Annotated in this window: 17 protein-coding genes; 9 read left to right on the forward strand and 8 right to left on the reverse strand. The window is 47.1% G+C overall.

The genetic code is table 11. The features are described 5' to 3' along the window. Positions 1-33 precede the first annotated feature (33 nt). Both ACO08K_RS18125 and ACO08K_RS18130 read left to right on the forward strand, forming a co-directional pair. On the forward strand, positions 34-2,430 hold the full coding sequence (locus ACO08K_RS18125; RefSeq protein ID WP_421797822.1) for an ABC transporter permease: 2,397 nt from the start codon (positions 34-36) through the stop codon (positions 2,428-2,430). 109 nt (positions 2,431-2,539) lie between these two features. Then, the gene (locus ACO08K_RS18130) at positions 2,540-3,208 is read left to right on the forward strand and encodes a Uma2 family endonuclease (protein WP_421797823.1); all 669 of its coding nucleotides are present in this window, start codon (positions 2,540-2,542) and stop codon (positions 3,206-3,208) included. Positions 3,209-3,214: 6 nt separating this feature from the next. On the opposite strand, the gene ACO08K_RS18135 is transcribed toward ACO08K_RS18130, so the two are convergent. The 3 genes from ACO08K_RS18135 to ACO08K_RS18145 form a co-directional block, all read right to left on the reverse strand. Further along, the gene (locus tag ACO08K_RS18135; protein WP_421797824.1) at positions 3,215-4,702 is read right to left on the reverse strand and encodes a class I adenylate-forming enzyme family protein; all 1,488 of its coding nucleotides are present in this window, start codon (positions 4,700-4,702) and stop codon (positions 3,215-3,217) included. Between the two features lie 9 nt (positions 4,703-4,711). Beyond that, on the reverse strand, positions 4,712-5,701 hold the full coding sequence (locus tag ACO08K_RS18140; RefSeq protein WP_421797825.1) for a 3-oxoacyl-ACP synthase III family protein: 990 nt from the start codon (positions 5,699-5,701) through the stop codon (positions 4,712-4,714). Between the two features lie 137 nt (positions 5,702-5,838). Beyond that, a complete protein-coding gene (locus tag ACO08K_RS18145) occupies positions 5,839-8,379 on the reverse strand; it encodes a TonB-dependent receptor (protein WP_421797826.1) in 2,541 nt (846 codons plus the stop codon). 630 nt (positions 8,380-9,009) lie between these two features. Between ACO08K_RS18145 and ACO08K_RS18150 the strand changes: the two genes are divergently transcribed. The 4 genes from ACO08K_RS18150 to ACO08K_RS18165 all read left to right on the forward strand — a co-directional run bounded on the left by ACO08K_RS18150 (position 9,010) and on the right by ACO08K_RS18165 (position 14,824). Beyond that, positions 9,010-9,963 carry an alpha/beta fold hydrolase gene (locus ACO08K_RS18150; protein ID WP_421797827.1) on the forward strand — a complete coding sequence of 318 codons (954 nt, stop codon included), beginning with the start codon at positions 9,010-9,012 and terminating at the stop codon, positions 9,961-9,963. 167 nt (positions 9,964-10,130) lie between these two features. After that, complete coding sequence (locus ACO08K_RS18155) at positions 10,131-10,874, forward strand: beta-ketoacyl-ACP reductase (protein ID WP_421797828.1); 744 nt, start codon at positions 10,131-10,133, stop codon at positions 10,872-10,874. A 147-nt stretch (positions 10,875-11,021) separates the two neighbouring features. After that, positions 11,022-12,437 carry a hypothetical protein gene (locus tag ACO08K_RS18160; RefSeq protein ID WP_421797829.1) on the forward strand — a complete coding sequence of 472 codons (1,416 nt, stop codon included), beginning with the start codon at positions 11,022-11,024 and terminating at the stop codon, positions 12,435-12,437. Positions 12,438-12,562: 125 nt separating this feature from the next. Beyond that, positions 12,563-14,824 (forward strand): ATP-binding cassette domain-containing protein, encoded by a 2,262-nt coding sequence (locus ACO08K_RS18165; RefSeq protein WP_421797830.1) that lies wholly within the window; start codon positions 12,563-12,565, stop codon positions 14,822-14,824. Positions 14,825-14,893: 69 nt separating this feature from the next. On the opposite strand, the gene ACO08K_RS18170 is transcribed toward ACO08K_RS18165, so the two are convergent. The 4 genes from ACO08K_RS18170 to ACO08K_RS18185 form a co-directional block, all read right to left on the reverse strand. Then, on the reverse strand, positions 14,894-15,016 hold the full coding sequence (locus tag ACO08K_RS18170; RefSeq protein ID WP_421797831.1) for a hypothetical protein: 123 nt from the start codon (positions 15,014-15,016) through the stop codon (positions 14,894-14,896). 44 nt (positions 15,017-15,060) lie between these two features. Next, positions 15,061-16,002: an SRPBCC domain-containing protein gene (locus ACO08K_RS18175; RefSeq protein WP_421797832.1), complete on the reverse strand. Its 942-nt coding sequence runs from the start codon at positions 16,000-16,002 to the stop codon at positions 15,061-15,063. Next, positions 15,999-16,346 carry an ArsR/SmtB family transcription factor gene (locus tag ACO08K_RS18180; RefSeq protein WP_421797833.1) on the reverse strand — a complete coding sequence of 116 codons (348 nt, stop codon included), beginning with the start codon at positions 16,344-16,346 and terminating at the stop codon, positions 15,999-16,001. The genes ACO08K_RS18175 and ACO08K_RS18180 overlap by 4 nt, the downstream gene beginning before the upstream one ends. A 152-nt stretch (positions 16,347-16,498) precedes the next feature. Next, entirely contained in the window at positions 16,499-18,556 is a 2,058-nt protein-coding gene (locus tag ACO08K_RS18185) for a T9SS type A sorting domain-containing protein (protein ID WP_421797834.1), read from the reverse strand. A gap of 256 nt (positions 18,557-18,812) precedes the next feature. On the opposite strand from ACO08K_RS18185, the gene ACO08K_RS18190 reads away from it, so the two are divergent. The 3 genes from ACO08K_RS18190 to ACO08K_RS18200 all read left to right on the forward strand — a co-directional run bounded on the left by ACO08K_RS18190 (position 18,813) and on the right by ACO08K_RS18200 (position 21,996). Then, positions 18,813-19,367: an RNA polymerase sigma factor gene (locus ACO08K_RS18190; RefSeq protein ID WP_421797835.1), complete on the forward strand. Its 555-nt coding sequence runs from the start codon at positions 18,813-18,815 to the stop codon at positions 19,365-19,367. A gap of 5 nt (positions 19,368-19,372) precedes the next feature. Next, complete coding sequence (locus tag ACO08K_RS18195) at positions 19,373-20,107, forward strand: tetratricopeptide repeat protein (RefSeq protein WP_421797836.1); 735 nt, start codon at positions 19,373-19,375, stop codon at positions 20,105-20,107. Between the two features lie 242 nt (positions 20,108-20,349). Further along, positions 20,350-21,996 (forward strand): NACHT domain-containing protein, encoded by a 1,647-nt coding sequence (locus tag ACO08K_RS18200; protein WP_421797837.1) that lies wholly within the window; start codon positions 20,350-20,352, stop codon positions 21,994-21,996. A gap of 20 nt (positions 21,997-22,016) precedes the next feature. Here ACO08K_RS18200 and ACO08K_RS18205 read toward each other — a convergent pair whose 3' ends face one another. After that, positions 22,017-23,804, reverse strand: a complete 1,788-nt coding sequence (locus tag ACO08K_RS18205) for a WG repeat-containing protein (RefSeq protein ID WP_421797838.1) — start codon at positions 23,802-23,804, stop codon at positions 22,017-22,019. Between the last annotated feature and the right edge of the window lie 665 nt (positions 23,805-24,469).

A 24,469-nucleotide genomic window follows, 5' to 3' on the forward strand; every position in this document is an offset into this window, starting at 1 on the left:
TATTCTTGCTTCCAATTTCCAAAAAACTGCTTGATGTTTACAAACTACCTGAAAATCGCCATTCGCAATCTGATGAAAAATAAATTGTTCAGCGGGTTGAACCTGATGGGGCTGGCACTAGGCATTGCTGTAGCCCTGTTGTTGCTGGTGTTTGTAAAGGAGGAGTTGTCTTTTGATCGCTATCATTCGAAGTATGACCGGATTTATCGGAGCCTGGCCAAAGTGGATTATGGCGACGGGGAAGAAACCTGGGCGACTGTACCGAATAGTGTCGGGCCGGTGATGAAAAATGAAATCCCGGGCATTGAGGCACAAATGCGCATGTGGGAGTTCAACTACGGCGAAAAAGCCATGATCAATGCCAATGGGAATAAATTCAGTCAGGAAAATTTCTTTTGGGCGGACTCGTCGTTGATGGAAATTTTTGACCTGAAATTTTTGGCTGGCGACCCTAATACCGCATTGAACGGTCCGAATAAAGTGATTTTGAGCAAATCGGTGGCTGAGCGTTATTTTCCCGGTATGGAGGCGGTCAGCCAAACCATCAAAATCGAAAATAGCCTGATCCTTGAGGTGACTGGCGTATACGAGGATTTTCCGCTCAATTCCACCCTGGATGCAGCAATCATTGGTTCATTTCCTACGGTAGGTCGGATGTTTCGGGCTTTGACCTGGGACAATTCCAGTTTTGAAACCTATTTTTTGCTCAACGCCAAGGCCAATCCACGCACAATTGAAAAACAAATGGCCGATGTTTTGGATAAATACGTTCCCAAAGATCGGCAATGGCAAAAATTTGCACTACAAGCGCTGAAAGAGGTTCACCTTCATTCTGCCGAAATAAGCGATAGCTATACCGAAAGAAGTGGTGACCCCCAGCAGGTGCGTATTCTCATCATTTTGGCCATCGTCATCCTGGTGATTGCCTGCATCAATTACATGAACCTGGCCACCGCCCGCGCGCAACAACGATTCAGAGAGGTGGGTATCACCAAGGCAGTGGGGGCCACCAGAGCCCAATTGGCTGGGCGGTTTTACCTGGAAACTGCTGTTTTGGCTGCTTTGGCATTGGGCATAGCACTGACTTTGGTGCTGCTTTTTTTGCCTTTATTCAACCAGATTTCAGGAAAACAATTTGACTTTAAAGCCATTCTTTCTCCCCAGGTTTTACTGGGGTTACTAGGGCTTTGGGCCGTGGTGGTACTCCTGGCAGGGGCTTATCCAGCACTGCTTTTGTCCGCGTTCAACCCCAAAAACCTCTTGCAGGCCACTTTTCAACAAAAATCATCGGGCGGGCTTTTGCGCCGCTCATTGGTCATTGTGCAATTTTCGGCCTCGATCATGCTGATGATTTGCACCGTACTTTTTTACCAACAACTCAATTTTATTCAACAGCAAAATCTGGGGTACAACCCCGAACAAGTGGTCGCCATCAACATGGCTGGAGCTCAAGACCCCGCTCAGGTTGCCACCTTCAGCAATGCTTGTAAGTCAATTGGCGCGGTGTTGGATGTTTGTCAGGCGCAGAGTTTTCCTGGAGCAGGAGCTAGTGGCCGTATGGTTTCCCGCCCCAGTAATCTGGAGGAAACATTTCCGGTAGGTACCAATCACGCCGATAACAATGTTTTAAAGGTATTGGGGATCAAACTCCTGGCAGGCAATCCTGCTCCAATGATGGATCGTGTGCCTGGAGATACCACGGTAAAAGTAGTGGTGAATAAAATGGTTTCTGACTTTTTAGGCTATACTCCGGAGGAAGCCATTGGCAAAAAAGCAACCAATTTATTTGGATACGACCGCGCCGAAATTGTTGGGGTAATGGACAACTTCCATTTCCAGGATTTGCACCAACCCATTAATGGATATGCTTTTCACAACTCTCCTTCGGAGGCAAAATCGTATAGCCTGGTCCGGCTGAATACCAAAGACCTCAAAGGCAGCATGCAACAAATTCAAAAGGTGTTTGACCAGATCTTACCTAGTTCGGCTTTCGACTACGTGTTCCTGGATGAGCACCTGGACACCCTCTACCGCCGCGAACACCGTACCGCGATGGTAGTATTGGTTTTTTCTTGCCTGTCGATTCTGATTGCTTGTTTGGGCTTGTTTGGTTTGGCTGCCTTTACCGCTGAGCGGCGAACCAAAGAGATTGGGGTGCGCAAGGTCCTGGGTGCTTCTGTAGGCAGTATTGTGCGCTTGTTGTCGCGCGACTTTTTGGGCTTGGTGCTTATTTCTCTGGTTTTTGCAGCACCTGTTGCCTGGTATTTCATGCAAAACTGGCTTAATGCTTTTGCTTTCCGGATCGAAATTCAATGGTGGGTATTTGTACTGGCAGGCTTCTTGTCGCTTTTGATCGCTTTTTTGACGGTGAGTGTGCAAAGTGTACGGGCGGCTACGGCGAATCCGGTGAAGTCGTTAAGGAGTGAGTGAGAAAAGTTGATTCAGAGATATATAAAATACAGGGGCTTTGTTGCATTGAACAAAGCCCCTATTGTTTTTTGTATTGAAATGATTTATTTTGAACAAAATTTTCAACCTAATGCTTCTCGCATCCGAAGAACATCAAATTGCGGCTATTCTGGAAAGCCCCAGTGCTCCACTGTTGGCCAATCGGCTCATGATTGCCTTGGAGGAAGAGAAAAAAAGGCGGGAAAAGTTCTACCACGACATTGATGATGACATGAAAGTGGAATTCATCAATGGGGAAATCATTGTTCATTCGCCAGTCAAAAAGGAACACACCGATGCTACGGGGTTCTTGTACAAAATTCTGGACACTTATGTGCGCATCCACGCATTGGGCTACGTCGGTTACGAGAAGGTGTTAACTGCGCTGACCCGCAATGATTACGAACCAGATGTCGTCTTTTTCGGGGTTGAAAAAGCCGCTCATTTCAAAAAAGGGCATTGGAAATATCCGGCCCCGGATTTTGTGGTAGAAGTACTCTCTGATGGAACTGAGCATCGGGACCGAGGCATCAAATTTAACGATTACGCCGCTCATGGTGTGGCAGAATACTGGATCATTGATCCTCAAGACGAAACCATTGAACAATATTTTTTAGATGGCGAAGTGTACAAACTGCACCTCAAATTGAGCGAAGGCCCGATTCGGTCAAAAGTTGTCGAGGGTTTTGCCATTGAAGTAAAGGCGGTTTTTGAGGAGGAGCTGAACTTGGCGGAGTTGAGACGGATTTTGGAGAAATAAAATCTCTTACCGCAACACCTTCTTATCAATTTTCCCCGTTGCACTCACCGGCAATACCTCCAAAAACTCAACATACTTCGGCACCTTGAACTTCGCCAAGTGCTGCACGCACCAGTTTTTAAGCTCCACCTCATTCAGCGAATGCCCTTCTTCCAGGGTAACAAACGCCTTGCCCACCTCACCCCATTTTTCATCCTTCACCCCAATCACCGCTGCGCCTGACACTTGCGGATGAGCCACCAGCACCCGTTCGATCTCCGCCGGATACACGTTTTCACCACCCGAAATGAACATGTTTTTGATGCGGTCTACCACATAAATGTAGCCTTCTTCATCTTGCCGGATCATGTCGCCGCTGTAAAACCAGCCCTCGCGGATGGAACTGGCAGTAGCCTTGGGATTGCCCCAGTAGCCAGGTGTGGTCATCGGGCCGCGCAAGAGGAGTTCGCCGGGGGTATTGACTGGAACTTCCTCGCCGGTTTCATCCACAATTTTGATGTCCACGTAAAAATTGGGGCGGCCAATGGAGCCTTTTTTGCGCATGGCATCGCGGTGGTGCAGGGAAAAAAGATTCGGACCCACTTCGGTCATGCCAAAGCCTTGGCGAATGTACACCCCTTTGTCGTGCCAGGTTTCGATGAGTGGAATGGGCATAGGTTCTCCACCCACGATGATGTAGTACAAACTGGACAGATCTGACTCGGTAAAACCTTCACAATCGGCAATCATCTTCAACATGGTCGGCACCCCCATAAATATGCTCGGATTCTCTTCCTTCAAAGCTTTGAGCACTTCTTCCGCATCGAATTTTTTCATCAAACACACATAGCCGCCGTGGTGTAAGAGCGGGGTGGTAAGCACATTCCAGCCTCCGGTGTGAAAAGGCGGCATACACACTACCGTACGGCTATGGGAGTTGATTACCAGACTCATGGCTGTATTGATGCTGTTCCAAAACAACATCTTGTGGGTGTACAAGGCACCTTTGGGGAACCCCGTGGTACCTGAGGTATACAGGATAAAAATCGGATGATCATCGTCCAAAAAAACAGGGGTATAGGGCCATTCGGACTGGCCTGCTGCGGCTTCCAACCAAAGGCCTAAGCCCTCAATATTCCAGTGTTGTTCGATATTTGGCGTTGTTGGCGCTGCATCCAACAAGGACTGGTATTTTGTTTCTGCCAGAACCAATCTTGGGGCTGAATCTTGCAGCAAATAATCAATTTCCGGTGCACTCAGTCGGTAGTTGAGCGGCACCAGTACCAGACCCGTTTTTTGCGCAGTGGCAAATAAGACAATGTATTCCAGGCAACTATCCGCCAACACCGCCACTCGATCGCCCAAATGTAAACCCAAGTCCTGTGTTAGGTACCACGCCAGGCGATTGGCCATTTTATTGAGCACACCGTAGTTAAGGGTACGGCCTGTTTCCCATTCTTTTACCGCAATTTCATCCGGGCTGTAGAGTGCCCATTTGCTGAACCAATCCTTCATTGTTGTTGCTTAAAGTCTAAATGCTGCCGAAGCAAAAGCCAATCCTCCACCCGAGCCGATGAAAAATACCAAATCTCCCGCTTTGGTTTTGCCTTTTTCTGCCGCATCGTTAAATGCCATGGGAATACAGGCCGAACCCGTATAGCCGTAGTGGTGCATGATGGTATGAGCCCGGTCGCGGGGCACTTCCAGCAAGTCCAGGGTATCCCAAATCGAATTGATGTTGATTTGGGTGATGAAATACTGGGCTACATCCTGTGGGGTCACCCCAATCCGATCACAAAGTGTTTGGGCCATTTGGGACCACATATTCGGATTGAGGGTTTTGGGGAATTTTTGAATGAACTTCAGTTGGTGATCATGGTTGGCCACAATCGCATCACTAATCGGGTGACGAGCACCGCCGGCATAAATACCCATCCATCCGTGGTATTGCCCCTGCGAAATGAGTTGACTGCCCAAATAGCCGACTTGTTCGTCATTATCGGCCCGGAGCACAACGGCGCCCGCCCCGTCTGCAAAAAGGGTAACGGTTTTTTTGTCTTCTAAATTGAGGTACTTGCTCATGGCATAAGCCCCAATCACCAGGATATGTTGGTAATGTTCATCGGCACGGATGTACTTGACCCCAATGTCCAGTGCGGTAACGAAGCCGGCACAGGCCGTGTTGATGTCAAAAGTACCGGCATTGCTGGCTCCCAAACGGGCTTGTACTACTGCTGCTGTGGAGGGCGAAACAAATTCCGGGGTATCAGTAGCAATGAGAATCAGGTCTAATTGTTCGGGTTTGAGGGAGGCGCGCTCCAGGGCTTGTTGGGCTGCAGCTACACATAGGTCGGCGGTACTCTCATCCGGAGCACACCAGCGGCGCTCGTGGATGTGTACATTCTCGCTCAACCAGGTGGCTACGTCTTCACCCAATAGGTCGTTGAAATATTGATTGGTAACAACACGCTCCGGGGCATAAGCGCCGGTAGAAATGATGCGGGCGTTGCGCATTATCGAGAGGTTTGAAAGAAGAAAGTTGAGGGGTTGAGGAGGTTGAGAAGTTGAGAAGTTGAAGCTGCCGCAGCGACTTGGACGCAGACGACCCTCAACTTCTCAACTCCTCAACTTCTCAACCTCCTCAACGCTCCTTATTTTTTCGGTAGATCAACTTTCACTTCCAAAGACAGCAAGCGACCAATCGCTGGCGAAGCCACAAACTCCCGTACTTCGGAATCAAATAGGTTCACTGCCTGCGCAGCTACCGTGAGTTTGCCAAAACGGTAACCTGCGCTCAGGTCCACGTTGAAAAATCCACCGAGCGGACCAAAGTTGAAGTTGCGACCAACCTGACGGTTTTCGTACACGGGTGAACCTGCGTAAATCAAGTCTGGATTGGTTTTGGCAGCCACGTTGATGCCGGAGAAAAAGTCATAAGCTTGTACCCAGCGACCAAATAAGCTGGTGAAAAACTTGCCTTTGGAGTAATTCAGGCCAAGGCCTAACTTGTGTGTAGGTGTATTGATGGGCAAGTCGTTTTCGTTCACTTTGCCATCGCGGTTGCCATCGTTGGCGGTATCGGAGTTGTCCAGGTCGTAGTTGAACCAGGAGTAATTCAAAGTGGCCAACAATCCCGCTGCAACGCTGTAATTGAACGATACATCGGCACCGTAAGTGGCAACCTTACCAAAGTTCAGATAGGTCAAGACCAAGGCTGAGCCAGCAGCCGGAGTGCCTGGTACCACTTGACTCATGGGCACATCACCCCGGTGGGTCACCGTGCGGCCCCCGGTAGCAATGTTGATGGATGGACTGAGGAAGTTTTCGGAAGTATTGTAGTAGGCGTTCGCATCTACAAACAGACGCTCTCCAAGGGTGCTTTTGTAACCCACTTCCACAGTTTGAATGGTTTCTACTTTCAAACCCGGAATTTTGGTGCCGTCAGACAAGGTGTAACCCACACTATTGCCCAGCAATACCCCACCAAAAATGTTGGCTTCCAGGTTCAGGATGGTTGGCGCAGCGATCCCGCGGCCATAGGTCAGGCGGAAAGAACTGGCGTCGTTGTAATACACCAATGCGGCCTTGGGAATGAAGTTGAAGCCGTACAATTCGTGGTTGTCAAAACGGGCAGCAGCTACGGCCTTAAGGTGTTCGCCAAATTTGCGCTCGACTTGCAGGTAACCACCAACCTGGGCAACCTCAATGTTTTCGCCACCGTCCAGCAGGTAGGTTCCTTTGGAGTTGGCTCGATCTTGCTGGTATTGCACTCCCAGGATGAAGTCGAAACCTGCTACACTGTTGTTGTATTGGGCTTCGGCATTCGTGCGGTTGGAGTTGTCTTTAAAAACGGAGTTGCGATTGAGTGGCACGCCCACCGTTGGGCTGATGCCGAACCACTGCTCACCAAAAGAACGACGACGAGATTCTTCTTCGCTAAAACCCGCATCTTTGAACGACCAGTAGTTTTGGGTACGCTGATTCATGGCGTAAGTATCCTCGGTTTTAGAGTAGGTCTGATAAGCCTGAACGAAGAACCGTGGCGATACATACCGCAACTGGAACCAATTGATCTGCCAATCCTTGATTTGGTTGCGGCCAGCATTGGTAATCCCGATGTTGTTGCTCGTGCTATGGCCGTAGGACAAGATGATGTCTGACTTGCTGGTAGGAGAGTAATAAAGGCCCGCCTCGCCGCGCAGGGAGCTGAAATCGCGGTTCAGTTCCAACTCTGCAGATTTATGCCGGATGATTTTAGAGCCATTACCCGCGCCACCAAAGAGTTTATTGTCAAAGGCAGTGTTGTTGTAATAAACGGTATCGGTGTAGTCAAACTCGGTTCCTTTCAAATATTCAGCACTCACTTTGAAGGCAAATTTATCGCCCAATTTACTGGCATGGCGGAACCTAGTGCTCAATACATTTTGGTTGCCTACTCCCACTGCTATGGTTGTTCCTTGGGAAGTGCGTGGGTCTTTGGTGATGGTGTTCAACAAGCCGTTGTGGGCGTTGGGGCCGTAAAGCGCGGAAGAAGGGCCGAGGATGACTTCTATCCGCTCTACATCTTCCTTCACGGTAGTACTCAACGCACCCAAGGGTAAGCCCGTAGCAATGAGGGTAGTCAAACGGTTGTCGTTCAACTGTAAGTTTTTGGGATTAAATGCACTGTTGAAGCCGCGGGCGTTGATGCCCACGCCGAGCACACCCGAACGAACATAGTCCACCCCTCTTTGTCTGCCCAATAATTCGGCTACGTTAAAAGAAGGCAACTCGCTGATGGCTTTGGAATTGATCACCGTGATGGTGGCGGGAGCATTGGTCAGCTTTTCGGCTTTGCGCGAAGCAGAAACAACCACCTCTTGTCCAAGCAACACTGCTGCTCCCATCGAAAAGTCAGCTGTGGTAGTTTGGCCAGCTTTTACGACGATGATTTTTTTGAAGTTTTGGAAACCCGTGTAAGTAACTTCCAGGGCGTATTCCCCGGGTTTAACATCGGCAATGGTGTACATTCCACTGGCGTCGGTGGCAGCGCCCTGGCTGGTACCGGCAATGACTACGTTGGCTCCCACCAACGCTTCGCCTGATTCGGCATCTTTTACTGTCCCCTTGATGGTTCCATTTTGAGCTTGCAGGCTGATGCAGGTAAACAGCGCCGCGCACAGCAACGACAAGAGCGTATAGGCTTTTTTCATAACGAGTGCGTTTTGCATGAATTAGAATGATGAATGGTGAACAGGCTATTGGACAAAATATACTTTCAACCAAGTCCCTGATGGTAATGAATGATTTCGGGATTAAAATTAGAAGGAGATTGATGTGCTGGATGTAGGATCAAAAAACTCAGGGAGGTTGACTTTTTGCAAACAGGAGAATAAAATGTATTCTAAATAACTGAAAAACAGTGTTATTGGTGTTTTAAAGTCAAGCTTGACTCAGTTATGGTTTCGCGAGTAAAGGGCTTTTTGGGGGATTTGCCCTAAAAATACATATTGCGCTGAAAATGAAAACAATGGGAAAAATAAACTTTTAAGTACAAAGCCATTTTTCCAGTGCGTACACTCTGCTCAAGGTGAAGGTAAAAAGAAAAGTCAAGTAGCAAATCATTCATTAATCTGATTGGTTTTGATTTTTGTAAAAAATTAACAATTAGGGTTTTACAATGTTTTTTCTCGCCCATTTTGAAAAGTATGTATAAAAATGGCTTTAAGTCAACCTTGATTTGTATTTTTCAAAACAAGCCAAACATCATCTACCTCAATTACAATTAATTATTTTTCGGCCATGATTTTTTGCCAAATAAAATAATACAAAGTTCCGAGAAAATGAATTCACGAAGCGCTGTGATGGTTTGGTTCACCTGCATCATGCCATTTTTTGTGTACAGCCAAACGCAAGTCAAAAGTATGGAAGACATCCGATACCCCTTTGCGGTCAAAAAAATAACCTTACCCAATCAGGTTAGCGTAGCTTATGCTGATAAAGGCAAAGGCAAAACGACGCTAATCTTTATCCACGGCCTGGGCAGTTACCTGCCTGCCTGGAAAAAAGTGGTGGAAGAACTGCGCCAGGATTACCGTTGTATTGTGCTGGACTTGCCGGGTTATGGCAAATCGGGGCGGGGGGATTGGAGCTACGACATGGCTTTTTTTGCCGATTGTATCGAGGCCTTCGTCAAAAAGCTCAAACTGCGCAAGGTCAGTTTGGTGGGGCATTCGATGGGCGGGCAAATCAGCTTAACCCTGGCTTTGCGTCAACCCCAGTGGTTGCAAAAACTGGTCTTATTGGCACCAGCTGGATTCGAAACCTTTACAGAGGCCGATCGTGCCTGGTTTACCCAATACGTCACGCCAGCAGTGTTTAAGGCGACTCCGGTAGCCCAGATTGAACGGAACTTTGACGTCAATTTCTACGGGGCAAAAATGCCTGCTGACGCCCGTTTTATGTACGAGGATCGCCTGCTGATGCGGGAAACCGCAGAATTTGACAAATATTGCAACATGATTCCCAAATGTGTGCAAGGGATGTTGCAGCAACCCGTTTTTGATCGTCTGGCTGAAATCAAAACACCGACACTGGTCTTCTACGGCAATGACGATTTGTTGATCCCGAATCGGATTTTACATCCCAAACTCAGTGTCGAAGCGGTTGCCAAACAAGGGCAAGAACAACTACCCCAAAGCCAATTGGTGATGGTGCCACAATGCGGTCACTTTGTGCTTTGGGATGGAGCCAAAACCGTTGTAAAATCGATGCAAATATTTCTCAATACCAAATAGTTAGCACAAATCTAAAACCCCTCCTCGAAAGTTTTAGACTTTCGAGGAGTTCAAGCAACGCAGGATATTACGTGTATCGAAAAATCTCGCTTTGCCCGACCATCCCGAAAGTCTGAAACTTTCGGGATGGGATTTTGGATCTCTGCTGCATTCAAAAATACCCATCAATGAACAGACTACAAGGAAAGGTTGCCATCGTCACCGGCGGCGCCAACGGAATTGGTAAAGCTACCGCCCTGCGCTTTTTGCAAGAAGGTGCCACTGTCGCCATCTGGGACATCAATGAAGCCAGCGGCAAAGCTCTTGCGACAGAATGGGCTGGCCAGGGCATGGCCTGCAAGTTTTATAAAATCAACACTGCTGACATGGATGCGGTACAAGCGGGAGCCGACGCCGTTGTGCAGGATTTTGGGCAAATCGACATCCTGATCAACAACGCGGGGATTACGCGGGATTCTTCTTTGAAAAAAATGTCGCCCTTGCAATGGCAGCAGGTCATTGATGTCAATCTTAGTGGGGTGTTTTATTGCACGAAAGTGGTGAGTGGCTACATGAGCGAACGCAATTATGGCCGCATCGTCAACGCTGCTTCGGTGGTGGCCTTGTACGGCAATTTTGGCCAAACCAATTATGTGGCCGCTAAAGCTGGCGTGATTGGTATGACCAAAGTGTGGGCCAGGGAACTTGGCCGTAAAGGCATCACCGTGAATGCAATTGCCCCGGGTTTCATCAAAACCGAAATGGTCGAAACCATTCCAGCAGAATACCTGGCGGATTTGGAAAGCCGCACCCCCGTGGGCAGAATGGGCATGCCGGAGGACGTGGCGAATGCGTATTTGTTTTTGGCATCGGATGAGGCCTCGTTCATCAATGGGGTAACCCTGTCGGTGGATGGGGGATTGGTACTGTAGTGGCGACCCTACGTGGTTGCCCCTACGTGGTCGACCCTACGTGGTTGCCCCTACAATCGCCCCAGGTTTTATGTTTTTTCCTCGTAGGGGCAACCACATAGGGTCGCCCCTACGGGAATTTTGTACTATTGTGAACAATTGATTGCTATGCGCAACAAACTGCAAATCTTCACCAATTTCGCCAATACCCTGCTGCCGCACGAAACGCACTACCTGCTGGGCGTGCAGCAATTGGCCGATCAGGTGAAGCTTGGTATTTTGGAACGGGTGGATTACAATTGCCAGCACATCAACCAATTTACCCCCTACGATCCCAACATCGACAAACGCAAGTATTCCCACCTCAAAAACTGGGTACAACAACGCCTTACTGAACTGGACGTCGATGCTCACTTTGAATGGATGAGTACCCTGGAGCGGCAAATCACCACCGATGCCATTGAGGCGGAAGAGGAAAAAACCTTGCTGCGCGAAATCCGGCAGTACCAGCATCCGGGCTTTTTTTTCACCAAGTTTTATGAACTGGTCCAGCAATACCGCCATTTTTTGTTGATCCGCATGCGGTATGCCGACCACCAAACTGTGCACAAATTCCTGGAAACCTACCAGGAAGCTTATGCCAACAGCAAGCGGATTTCGGAGCAATTCCACCAGGCTACCCTCGACATCGTCAAGCAGTACTCCGAAAACTCCGCCGAATCCATCCAGTGGGAAAAGTGGTTGACCCGCATTTTTTACGATGAGACGCTGGAAGGTTATACCCGTTACATGGCTTTTGTCCGCCTCACTTTTATCAGCTTCAACTACCGCAAACTGGATTTATTGGGCGAAAAATTTGCTTACCTCGATCGCATTTTTGGTGAAGGCAAGTTTTATTCCAAACGGATTTTGCTCAATTATTACCACTTGCGGATGTTGCTGCACGCGCGTTTGCGGGAGTTTGACAAGGCGATTCACTACGGCTACCTGTCCATTCGGGGTAAAACCCACGACTACCTCTTTTACGTCAACAACCTCGGTGCGGTACTGCTGCGCGGAAACAAACCCCAGGAAGCCCTGACCATGATGCGCAACGCTGCACCGGAAATGAAAAGTAGTCAGAATTTTTACAACAAGGTGGGCTTTGTGGCTTTTTACATCAAGTGTTTGTTGCAAAACCAGCTATTGCGCAATGCCGAGAGTTATGCGGAAACCTTTCTTTCGGCTTACGAAAAAGAAGTTTTGCAATACCGCTGGCACACCTTTTTTACGGCTTACATGGGTGCTTTGCTGAGCCAGCGCAAGTTTCAAAAGATGATTCGGGTAACCACCAAATACCGCTTGCTGGATTTGGAAAAAGGCTACGAAACCCGTCCCGACTATGTGCCCGCCCTGCTCTGGTACACCTCAATCGCGCAATACAAGGAAGAAATCATTGATAAAAACACCCTCCAGCGCCGGCTCCAGGATTACTTTAATGCCCACCGGGGCGAAAAAGACCGTAGCCACCAGATTGGAGAACTCTTGAATGAATTGAAGCCACACGCACCAGAAGTAATTAATTATTTACAAATTTGGACATAATCAATTATTTGTTTAATTTTGGAGGCAATTTTTTGGAAAAATTCTAGCTATTGATGGCACTTTTTCCAAGACACTGTTGTTAGGACAAGTCTTCCACCAAGACCAAAGTCTCCAAAATCACCCGTATGTCGACCCACAAGGAATCCATCATTGTGCAAAACGCACATGCCAACAACCTCAAAAACATTTCGCTGGAAATCCCCAAGCACAAAGTGGTCGCCTTTACCGGCGTTTCAGGCTCGGGTAAGTCTTCTCTTTTATTCGATACCATTTACCGAGAGGCGCAGCGACAACTGATCGAAACCTTCTCCGCTTTTGCCCGCACCTTCATGCCCAAGTTTTCAAGGCCGGATGTGGACGATATTTTGAACCTTTCCACCTCCATCGTCATTGACCAAAAAAAAATGGGCAACAACCTGCGGAGCACCGTAGGTACCGTTACCGAAGTCAATACTTATTTGCGATTGTTGTATTCCCGCATTGGCCAACCCCAAATTGGAGCTTCTTTTTTGTTCTCTTTTAACCACCCCGAGGGCATGTGTGAGCATTGCAATGGCCTGGGAAAGGTGGCAAAAGTTGACCTGGATTTGTTTTTGGATTGGGAAAAATCCATCAAGGAAGGTGGCATCCTGCATCCGCATTACAAAGTGGGCGGCTTTATGTGGAAAGAGGTCATCAACTTAGAACTGTTCAATGCTGAAAAAAAACTGAAAGATTTCAGCGAAGCCGAATTGTTCAAATTACTGTACGCCGAGCCATACCCAGTTGTAGCCCCTCCAGGCAAAATGACGTACATGAAAACCTTTGAAGGCATCGCCCGCAAACTGGAACAAACCGTCATCGGCAAGGGGGAAGATGAGGCCGCGGAGGAAGACAAAAACGCCTACACCAAACATTTCAAATACTCGCTTTGTGAGCACTGCAAAGGCTCCCGCATCAATGAACGGGCTCGAACAGTGACCATTAATGGCATGTCCTTTGACGAATTGTGCCGCACCGAACTCAGCGAGGTATATACTTTTTTAAAAGCCATTGACGACGATACTTCGCGTACCATCGTCAGCAAAGCCCAATTTGTACTGGAGCAATTGATTGAAATTGGGGTAGGCTACCTGACCCTCGAACGCCCAGTCGGCACCCTTTCCGGAGGAGAGTCCCAAAGAGTAAAAATGGCCAAGCAGCTCGACTGTAATTTGGTCGATATGCTCTATGTGCTGGATGAGCCGTCTACTGGGCTTCATCCCAAAGACACCGAAAAACTCCTGGCCTTGCTCTATCGCTTACGGGACAAAGGCAACTCGGTCTACGTGGTAGAACACGACCCTGAAATCATCCGGGCCGCCGAATGGATTGTCGACGTTGGTCCCAAGGCAGGTAAATATGGTGGCGAAGTGGTGTACAATGGTGAACCTGCTGGCATTGTCAATACACCCAGCATCACAGGAAAATACTTGTACAGCAATCAAAAGACCAGCTATCAACGAAAAATCCCGACTGCGTTTTTTGAGATCAACAATGCCCAGGCCAACAACCTGAAAAATGTTTCCGTAAAAATTCCCAAAGGAGTCCTGACCTGCGTAACGGGCGTTTCGGGAAGTGGCAAAAGCAGTTTGATCCACGAATGTTTCCTCAAAGCGCACCCCGATTCCATTGTCATTGATCAATCTTCCGTAGGCAAAACTTCCCGTGCCAACCCCGCCACGTATCTGGGGGTATTCGACAACATCCGCAAGGAGTTTTCATCGGCCACTCAGGCGCCGGCTAGTTTGTTCAGTTTCAACAGCACCGGAGCTTGCCCCAAGTGCAATGGCCAGGGCACGGTCAGTATGGAATTGGCTTTCCTGGATGCGGTCAAAACCCAGTGCGATGAGTGTGAAGGCAAACGCTACCACAACGAAGTGCTGGAATACAAACTGCATGATAAAAACATCGCGGAAGTATTGGACATGAGTGTGGGTCAAGCGCTGGAATTTTTCCGCAGTGAAAAAATCAACAAGCAGCTACGTTTGTTGCAAGCGGTAGGTTTGGATTATTTAAAACTGGGGCAATCGCTCAGTACCCTCTCTGGCGGCGAATGCCAACGCCTCAAAATTGCGACCGAACTGCAACGCGAAAGCAACATCTACATCATGGATGAACCGACCACTGGTTTGCACGTTTCGGATATCGAGCATTTTTACAAAATCATCAAAAAACTGGTGGACAGCAACAATACCGTCATCATCATCGAACACAATCTCGATATCATCAAACACGCCGATTGGATCATCGACATGGGGCCGGAAGGGGGCAAAAATGGTGGCGAGGTGCTGTATGCCGGGCCGACGGAGGGCATTTTGAATTGTGCTGAATCGGTGACGGGGCGTTTTTTGAAGGGGGTGATTTAAGCTAAACCTATAAGTCTTGTCTTTAACACGACGGCGGACACGACGCTTTCTTTCTTTCTTTCTTTCTATTCAACCAAAGCGACAGGATTGAAAACGGACTAAACGGATAAAACGGATTTTTTCCGCCTGCGGCGGATAAGGACGAGCCGAAGGCGAGTCAAAATCCGTTTTTATCCGTTTAGTCCGTTTCATCCGTTTTCCCATCAGGTCGCTTTAGGTCATTTAGGATGCGCTGCTCACACTCCTTCCACAAATCCCTTCAAGCTCACCCCAATCAACTCGCTCCAACCCGCCTGGAAACTGGTTTTTGCAAAATCAGGGCTATCTGGGAAGCTACCCAAACCTCGATGCGTAAGTTTTAGCCTGGTTTGTTGGCCTTCACCAGCCAACTCAAAACTCACATACGACATGCCTTGGTGTCCTTCATAAGCCCAACTGTATTGAAGTTTTTGCAAAGGCACCACTTCCAGAATTTTACAATTGTGGAGGTACTGTTCCCCTTTTTGACCTTGTCCGGGGAATTGAAACTCAAAACCTACTTCTGCTTGGAATGCTGACAAATCAAAGTACCACTCTTTCATCTGTTCCCGGTCGGTAATGGCTTGCCAGACCCTTTCTACGGGAGCATTGAAGGTGCGTTCAATGACCAGAGGCTGGTATTTGTCCAACTCCGGGAAAAAGGGCAAAATGATGGCGGAATACTGAGCTTGTAATTGCAATTGCTCTGGGGTACTCCCCTCGGAGCCAAAGGGGTATGGCTCGGTGCGGCCAGCCAATACGGTTGCCAACTGATCCAGCAGCATATGGAAACCTGCCGGAGCATTGGTGGCGTATTGGGCATCCAGTCTGCTATAGGTAAAAAGCAGTTTGGTTTGGTTTTCGCCGATTGAACTCAGCTCCCACACCGCCAGTTCGTGTTCCCAACTGAACTCAAAGCGATGCGGCGGATCCACCACTAGAATTTGTCCGTAGCTCTCGGTATGCGCTTCATCTCGAAACCAAATACCCATTTTGCTACCGGGCACCAGTTCAAATTCCATATCGGTGAACCAGATTTTTAGTTTTTCCGGGTTCGTAATGGCGTCCCATACTTGTTCAATAGGGTGCTGAAACACGCGTTCGAACGCTACTTTAAAGCCATCAGCTTCCTTGCTGACCTGGCCTAATTGCTGACTCATAGCAGGGTATTTTCAGGTTTATTATTGTCTAAAAATTGCTCCAAGGCATCCAATTTGGTATTCCAGAAGGCACGGTACTGGCCTACCCAATCTGCCACTTCGTTGAGTTGTTGGAGTTTTGCTTCACAGTAGCGCTCGCGGCCTTTTTGGTGAACCACAATCAAACCACATTCATTGAGTATTTTGATGTGTTGGGAAATGGCTGGCCGACTCATGCCAAAATTTTCGGCAATGGCATTGAGGTTTAAGGAACGGTTGGCCACTAAACTGATGATTTCACGCCGGGTTGGATCGGCGATGGCTTGAAAAACGTCTCTGCGTGCAGTTCGTGCGATTGAGGCCATAATGTGTAAGTATTTGCTTACAAATATAAATGTAAGCATTTGCTTACGCAAATTTATTTTCAATTTTTGATAAAACAAAAAAAGGTGCAGGCCCGCGGACCTGCACCACTGTTACATGGGATCAAAAAATGTTCATGGGATTATGCAAACAATCACTGTTTGACTACTAAGGTTTTATATCGGTTTTCAGCAGAGATGGCCTCCAGAAAATAGGTTCCGTTTGGCAATTCGTCAAGGTTCAGGGATTCGCGGTTGCTGCCATTTTGTTTGTGCAGCACGGTTTTGCCCGTCAAATCGCGGAGTACAAACTGGTAAGCAGCGGAGCTGACTGGTAAATCCAGATTCAACTGACCCGTAGTTGGGTTGGGGAAAGCCCGCAATTGCCCCTGGGGTAGGCCACTGCTCTTGTTGAGATCAGTAGGAACTCCTACACAGCCTTGTATATTCACTTTGAACTCACAGCGAGCGCATTCTTTGCCACCACATTTCACGATAATTTGCACCAGGAACACCCCATTGTTGCCAAAACCAATCGTTTCATTCAAAGTAGCATCATTGAGCGAACTGTACACAACTGCCCCACTGGCACTGGTTACGGTAATGTCGTAGGTAGCCTGGCAAGGTGCTTTGCAGAGGTACAAGCCGCTGAGGTTGTATTTGCCACACTTGAGGTCGAAACCTAGTCCACACAACTCGGGGAAGATGGCACCATTGCCCGACAGGGATGGCTTTTTCTCCCACTGACCACAGCAATCAACCGGAGGGCATTCCACTTTGATGAAGAAGCGGCAAGGTGGGCAAGGTTTGCCATCGCAGTAAGGTTGCAGGAATACCGTATACAGACCACTTTGGGTAAAGCTGAAAGGTACAGCAACGGAACCTGCGCCAGAGAAATTAGTGGTCGTTCCATCAGGAGCACTCACAAAACCCTTGATTGCTGCGCAATTTCCATTGCCGATGCACTGGTACATCGCTTCGATGTAGTAGGCTTGATTGCACTTGGCGGCGATGGTTTCACCACATTTAACAGGAGTGATGCTGCCACCCAGGTTAATCTGGATTTTTTGCCAACCTTCTCCTTGTGCAGGGCACTCACAGGCGCAGCCGAACACCTGGAATTTGAAGACACACTTGTCGCATACTTTTCCTCCACATTTCACTACTACGGTTACGGAGTAAGCACCATTGGCCGTGAAATTGAGCACTTCATTGAGGGTATTGTCGTTGGCGGTGATGACGATGGGAGCACCAACGGCTGGGTAAAGGGTTACATCGTAAGTCGCTTTACAGGTATCCTTGCAGAGGTAATTGCCAATCAGTTGGAACTTGCCACATTTAAGTTCGAAACCTTTGCCACATACGTCTTCGTACTTGATGCCATTGCCGATCAGGTCGGGCAGGTTTTCCCATTTTCCACAACAATCTACAGGTTCACAGTTGACAATTTTTACGATGAACTTGCATTCGTAACAAATCTTATCCCCACAGCGGATGATGATGGCGATTACATAGGTACCTGGAACGTTTGGCAGTGCTTGTGAAAAGGTATTACCAGAACCAGTAGCTGTGCTTACTCCATTGACGAGGTATTCGTACTTGGCCTGGCAATCACCAGGGCAATCGTAGCCTACGTTAAAGGTTACCTGGTTGTTGCTGCAAAATTCGTAAGTCTGGCCACATTCAATCTTCATTGCGTGCCAATTGGGTGCAGAGAAGTTGATGTAATCCAGTTTGCCTCCCTCACAACTACAAGGACAAGAGCAGACATATACATAAAAGGTTACCGAATAACAACAGACATTGCCGCAGAAAAAATGCAGCGTGACGACGTGCACCCCTTCCTTGTTGAATTGGTGATTGAAACAAAATGAAGCGCCTGTGCCCGTGTAGCTGGCAGTCACCCCGTCTTTGTCGGTTACTGTGGCTATGTAGGATGGTGCCAAACCATTGGCGCAAGCGAACTTGGCACAAATGCGGTAGTCGGTTTGACAATTGGCGGCATAAGAAAAAGGTGGGGCTGGCGAAGTGTTGGGCACATTGGTAGCAGTGCCACTGGGGTCAATGATCGCAATTTTAGGTGGGATACAGGGTTTTTTGTCAGCCATGCTGAGGGTATCAGCCGTAGTGGTTTGAGCAAAAGAAGCATTCACCAGCCCCTGGATACAGAGGAACACGATTAAAAGCAAACGGGTAATGATTCTGGATTTCATGGGTAACAGATTTAACAGGATGATGGAATAAGGTGTTATCTTGGTTGCGGTTTTTGCCGCCTACATCCATACATCTGCAAGGGGGGGAAAAATCTTACTACTGAGAAGTGTTAAAAAAATGTTAAGAAAGTTGAGGGGTTGAGAAGAGTTGAGAAGTTGAGGCTACCGCGAGCGGTTTTGACAAGATGGTGTCTAAGCCGCTCGTGGTAGCCTCAACTCCTCAACTTCTCAACTCCTCAACTCCTCAACCGTACAAATGAGCGACAACCAAGACCTACTCGCCCTATGTGCCGGAGACCCCTTGCGGATCCGCGCCATCTATCAGCAGCATGCTGCGCCGATTCAGCGTTGGGTGGAAGCCAACAATGGCTCAGCTGCCGATGCCCAGGATTTATTTCAGGATGGACTGATGGCCATTTACGATCGCTACTGTGGGGCTGATATTCAATTCAATAGTAGTTTTGGGGCCTTACTCTTTGGCATCTGTAAACGCAAGTGGTTCGATCGATTGAAAGAAAAAAATCGCGAAGCAGTCGTAAGAAAAGTAGAGGAGGAAAGATATAATGATGAAGACGACCCCGGTTTGGAATCGGAAGCTGCTTTCCAGGAACTGCACAAGCAGGAAACCCTGACGAAAACCTTCGCCTTGTTGTCGGCGCAATGCCAGGAATTGCTCACTTTATTGGGCAAGGGCGTGGCCAGCGAACAAATCGCCGAACAACTGGGCCTGGCTGCCAATGCGGTGTACCAAAGCAAACACCGCTGCATGGGCCGCTGGAAGGAGCTTTTTGCCCAACAATTCAAAAGTTAAGAACCATGAACAACACTGAGAAAATAGACCGTTACCTCCGCGGCGAACTCCCCGAAGCCGACAAAAATGCTTTTGAAGCCGAATTGAACCAAAGTGCAGAACTGGCTGCCGAACTGGCTTTGCAAAAAGACATGGAGCAATTCCTGCGCAAACAGGATCGCCGGGCTGCGCTAAAAGGGCAATTGGAAAATATGGGCAGCGAGTTTTTCCAGAACACTGCACCCAAAGAAACCGGACGCATCGTGCCCTTGCGTCGCAATCAGACGCTGCGCTGGGTCATCGGTCTTGCCGCGACCGTCGCCTTGGTCCTGGTAGCCCGGTTTTTATTGTTCCAGCCCAACCTGTATGAGCAATACGGCCAATACCCGCCCCTGGCCATGATTGAAAAATCCAATGCCGCCCAGGACAATCTGGCGGCGATGGAGTCGGCTTTTAATCAAAAGGACTACTCCAAGGCCTTGCCGCTTTTGCAGGCGTATGTGCAGGAAAAACCGGAAGATTTGCAAGCCCAACTCTACCTGGGGATCTGTTTGCTCGAAACCGGAAAATATGCCGCTGCCCGGGACTTGTTTACCAGCATTAGCAAGGGAGAATCCAGCTTTGTGGATTACGGACAATGGTACCTGGCCTTGAGTTATTTGAAGGAGGGGAACAAAACGGAGTGCCGCAAGGTGTTGCAACAAGTGCCAGCAGAGTCGGAGTTTGCACAAAAAGCGCAAGACTTGTTGAAGCGCCTGTAAAACTTCTCTAACTTGCAGTCTAAATACACACTACTGGACATTAGGTTCGGAGGACATCAATTGCCCCAGGCTTCAGCCTGGGGTTTAGGGGCCACTCTGATTTGGGCTTTAGCCCTGGCTTGAAAATGAAAGCTTGGGCTAAAGCCCGACCAAAAGGCAATCCCAATCCACGAGCTAAAGCACGTGGCAATTGATGTCCTCCGAGCCGGATGTGCAGTACTGTGGCCAAAATATAGATCTACATGTTTTTAGGTCTGGATTTGAGTGATTTATTGGAAGTCAGTCTCACCATCGCGGGTGGGGTATTTGCAACGTTCCGTTGGATCATCCCCTGGTTCATGCAACGCCGCAAGGAAAGCCGTCTGTCGCGCTGCCTCCATCCTTTTTACACCGCCAGCGAGATCAAGAGCCACACCAAGTATTTCATCCCCACGCAATGTCAGTCCAAGTCGCCCACTGAAGGCACTGAAATCAACCGGGATACCGAGCCCCGTGAACCCTTGATTCCCTACTTTTTGCGCATTTTTGAAAAAGACAAAGACGATTACATGTTTATGGTTTTAGCCGACTCGGGGATGGGCAAAACCACCTTCATGATCAATCTGTACGATACTTATCGCCGCCGCTTGGCCAAAAAATACAAAATCCGCCTATTTCCCTTCAATGCCGGAGTAGATGAGGAGATTGAAAAAATTTCGGAAGAGGAGCGTAAGGAAACCATTTTGCTTTTGGACGGTCTGGATGAAGATCCTTTAGCCATCGAGCAACCCAACGATCGCATCGCCAGCCTATTCAAAAAAGTCAGCCACTTTCAAACGGTGGTCATCACCTGCCGCACCCAGTTTTTTGCCCGGGAAGAAGACATTCCCAGCACTTTGCCCTTTTCCAGCATGTCAGCGAATAGGGCCCCGCGCCGCATCGTGACGCGCTACATTTCGCCACTGCAACAGGATGAGATCAAGGTTTTTTTGCGCAAAAAATTTGGACGCTTCAGCCGACGTTACCGCAACTGCCTGCAATTCATTGAGGAGTACAAGGAGCTGGTGGCCCGGCCGATGATCCTGAGTTACATTGATTATTTGGTGGACAAAGCGCCCAATTACCAATACAGCTATCAGGTGTACGCCCAGATCATCCAGCGCTGGCTGGAGCGGGAGCGCAACATTCGGAACAAGGGCAACAATTTTGTAGACAACCTCTATCACTTCTCCCGCTATTTTGCCCTGGAGTTGTACCAGCACCGCGAAAACTTGTCGATCAGCGATTTGGGCGTTTTACAAAAATTATCCCAGCAACATCAGGTTGAACTCGATTTGTTCGACATGCAGGCCCACTCCCTGCTCACCCGAGGAGCGCACAACAACTACAAGTTCACCCACAAGTCTTTATTGGAGTATTTTTTGGCGCTGGAACTGTTCGAAAACCCGCAGTTTTTGCCTCAATTCAAGGGTTTTGAAGGCTTTGACATGCTCAAAATGTTTTATCAGGAGATGGTGCTGGAACTGGTAGCTAAACCGTTTTTTTTGGAAAAATTTGGCCTGGAACACGGCAAACAATACAGCGCAGAGGAGGTGCAAAAATTCAAAGCCCGTTTGGGAACCGGAGCCCTGTTTTTGCCCATTGGTTCTTACGAAAAGGCTTTCTTTTTTAGCTTCAGTTTGAACCAATTGAAAGAAGTGACTCAGATTAATTTGTCCAATACGCAGTTGCGGGATTTTAAAATTGTAGCTGTTATGCCTAGATTGCAGGAGTTGAAGGTGATGGACAATCCTGAATTATGCTCTTTTGCATATTTATTCACAGAAAACATCAATCGGGATTTAAAGATTATTGACGTGCAGGGTACACAAATCACTACTCCGTGGAGCAAGGTAGAAGTGGCCAAATAAAAAGGAGAAAAATACTAAAGTTAATATTTTAGCAAGCCCCATTTCCCATTGATTCGCCCCCAGAGACTCTGGCTTTCTTTCAAGTATATTATTTCGTCAAGTTCAATAGGGATAATTAATTTTTCATTGAAATCAGCTAAACCAAATTTGTTGTTTTTTTCAATCACGAACCCAAGATCAATCAAATGATGATAGTCCAGGTGAATTTCAACTGGTTTTCCATCCAAATGAAAATAGTGTCCTCCGCCTTTAAAACTGATATAGAGCATCGGCTCTTTATTGAAAGTTATAATCATAACTACCCTACAGTTCCCAGGGATAGACAAAATTTGCTGTAAATCTTCATTAAAAACTGTTGTGACTTTGTTTTCTCCATCACAAACAACGATATATTTCCCGTCAAAAGTAATAACATCAAAAGCCTTGCCGCCCAAGGCAGGTTGGTTGCCAATTATTGAGTTTATATACCATTTCCAGTTTTTTTCGTAGGCATAATATTTTTCATTTAAGGAAATATACCTCAAGTCAGGTTCTGCGACAACTTTTCCCTGATTATCAACCAAACCATAGTAGGAAAGGTAAGCGGAATCCCTTTTTAAAACAAAATGAGATGTTGTTGTAGGCCAAAACCCATCAGGTATATCTAGGTGAACCCCGTCACCCTTTGGAGTGTAAAGAATATTTCCTAAGGTATCAATAATTAACCCATTATCTCTCCGCTCCAACTTTGCAAGAGTGCTGACTCCATTATAAAAGGGTTCAATATGGTCATATTTTAAAGGAATCAATTCTTTACCCTTCTGACTAAAAACGCCCATTTTATAGTTACGTTTATAGACAATGAATCCTTTGGCAAGACGTGGCGGTTCATCTGCTTTAAGTTCCATAATGAATTCTCCATTTAAAGTCGAAATCCTATACTTATCATCCCCTATCCAGGTATATTTTAATCCAGAATCCTTGCTTTCTGTTTTATAAATTTGACTCAAATCTTTATTTACAATATGTTCAGGGCGTTCTTCTAAGTTATTCCATTTGCCATCGTATATTATCGATCTTTGATCAATAAGTAGTAAACTGTCCTGGTCTTCGATCCAAAAAAAACGAGGCTGGATTAGTTTTTTGTTGTCTGTAGTGATCAAACCCACACCTCCGCCATTTTCAATAGATTTAATAGGTACCCCATATACTACCCTTCCTTTATTTGGATTGAAAGCGAGAATTTCACTGGCCTCTAAAAAAGGAGGGACCTTCCATGTTATAGCAGACGAGTCAGTACTCAAAGCCTGTACTTCTTCTTTTAAACCAAGTTTTGAACTAATGAATGGATAGATTGATCTCAAATCTTCTATCTCGGTATCTTTTTTATCAATGAAATACCACTGTCGTAGTGTAGGGTTGTAAATTCCAATGAGACTGGATTGGTGTGCTTCCATTGCTGGTGTTCCTGCACTTTTGAGCCAATAGGAGAAAATACACTGAATGGAACTTTCATCAATTACCAAGATTTCAGGTAAATCGGCATGAAATGTCAACACTGGTAACTTGCTTTTTTTTGCGAATTTTGCTCCTTCTTTGAGTTCCTGGATGAATGCGGCCTCACCTCCTGCAAGCTTGATTATTTCAGGGTGATAGTATTTGATCGTTTGATTTACATCTCCTTTAAAGCCAGATTCGAAAAAATATCTAGCTTGAGTAACACATTCTTTTCTTAATCCAACTGTATCTTGAAGAGATTGGCCTTGGGCAAAGACTGTAAGCAAAATAAGATAGAGTATAGCCGAGAGGCGGAGAGAATAGCTTGGCATAGGATTAACTTGAGCTCTGGAATAATTTGAGGCGTCAAGATCAGAAAATTCAACAGTACTTTTTTGCTAAAAATAAAAAAAGCCGGTTCTCCCCCCTAAATTGGAACCGGCCCTAAATATCCATTCAGGTTTACTTCCGAAATTGATGTTTGGATCAAGGCAATGGCGTATTGTGGCGACACCCTTTTGAGTGGTCAAGCCAATTGAATATTGCCAATCCAAATGGAAAAAAATGATGCAGTGAACCTCCGGATCAAGCGTCCCCCCTTTGTTGATCGTTCAGTTCACTGCAAGCTCTTGTAGGTGTATTGCTTTTTGTTGAACACAAAAGGCAATACAGGACAAGCGTTAGCAGAATGCCACGAAAATGCAATGGTATGTGTAGATAGAAATTTTACACAGAAATTGTGTAGAAGTGTAGAAAGCTCTTTTTGGTAAGAATAAAAACGTGATACAAAGAAAAGAAAATAACTGAACTAAATCAAGTCAGACGTATTATTTTTTTTTACAATCGAGAAAAATACCAACTTGAGGGTATAACACTTTTATTACTAGAAAACACAATCGGCGCATGCGGCAGTGTAATCTGAGTGTTTGTGTCAAAATGGCAGCATAAGCAAGCATGGCATGTTGTTTGACAGTCTTTTTGCCAAAAGAAATAAAAC

It is taken from the genome of Haliscomenobacter sp. (assembly GCF_965225875.1).
Lineage (GTDB): Bacteria > Bacteroidota > Bacteroidia > Chitinophagales > Saprospiraceae > Haliscomenobacter.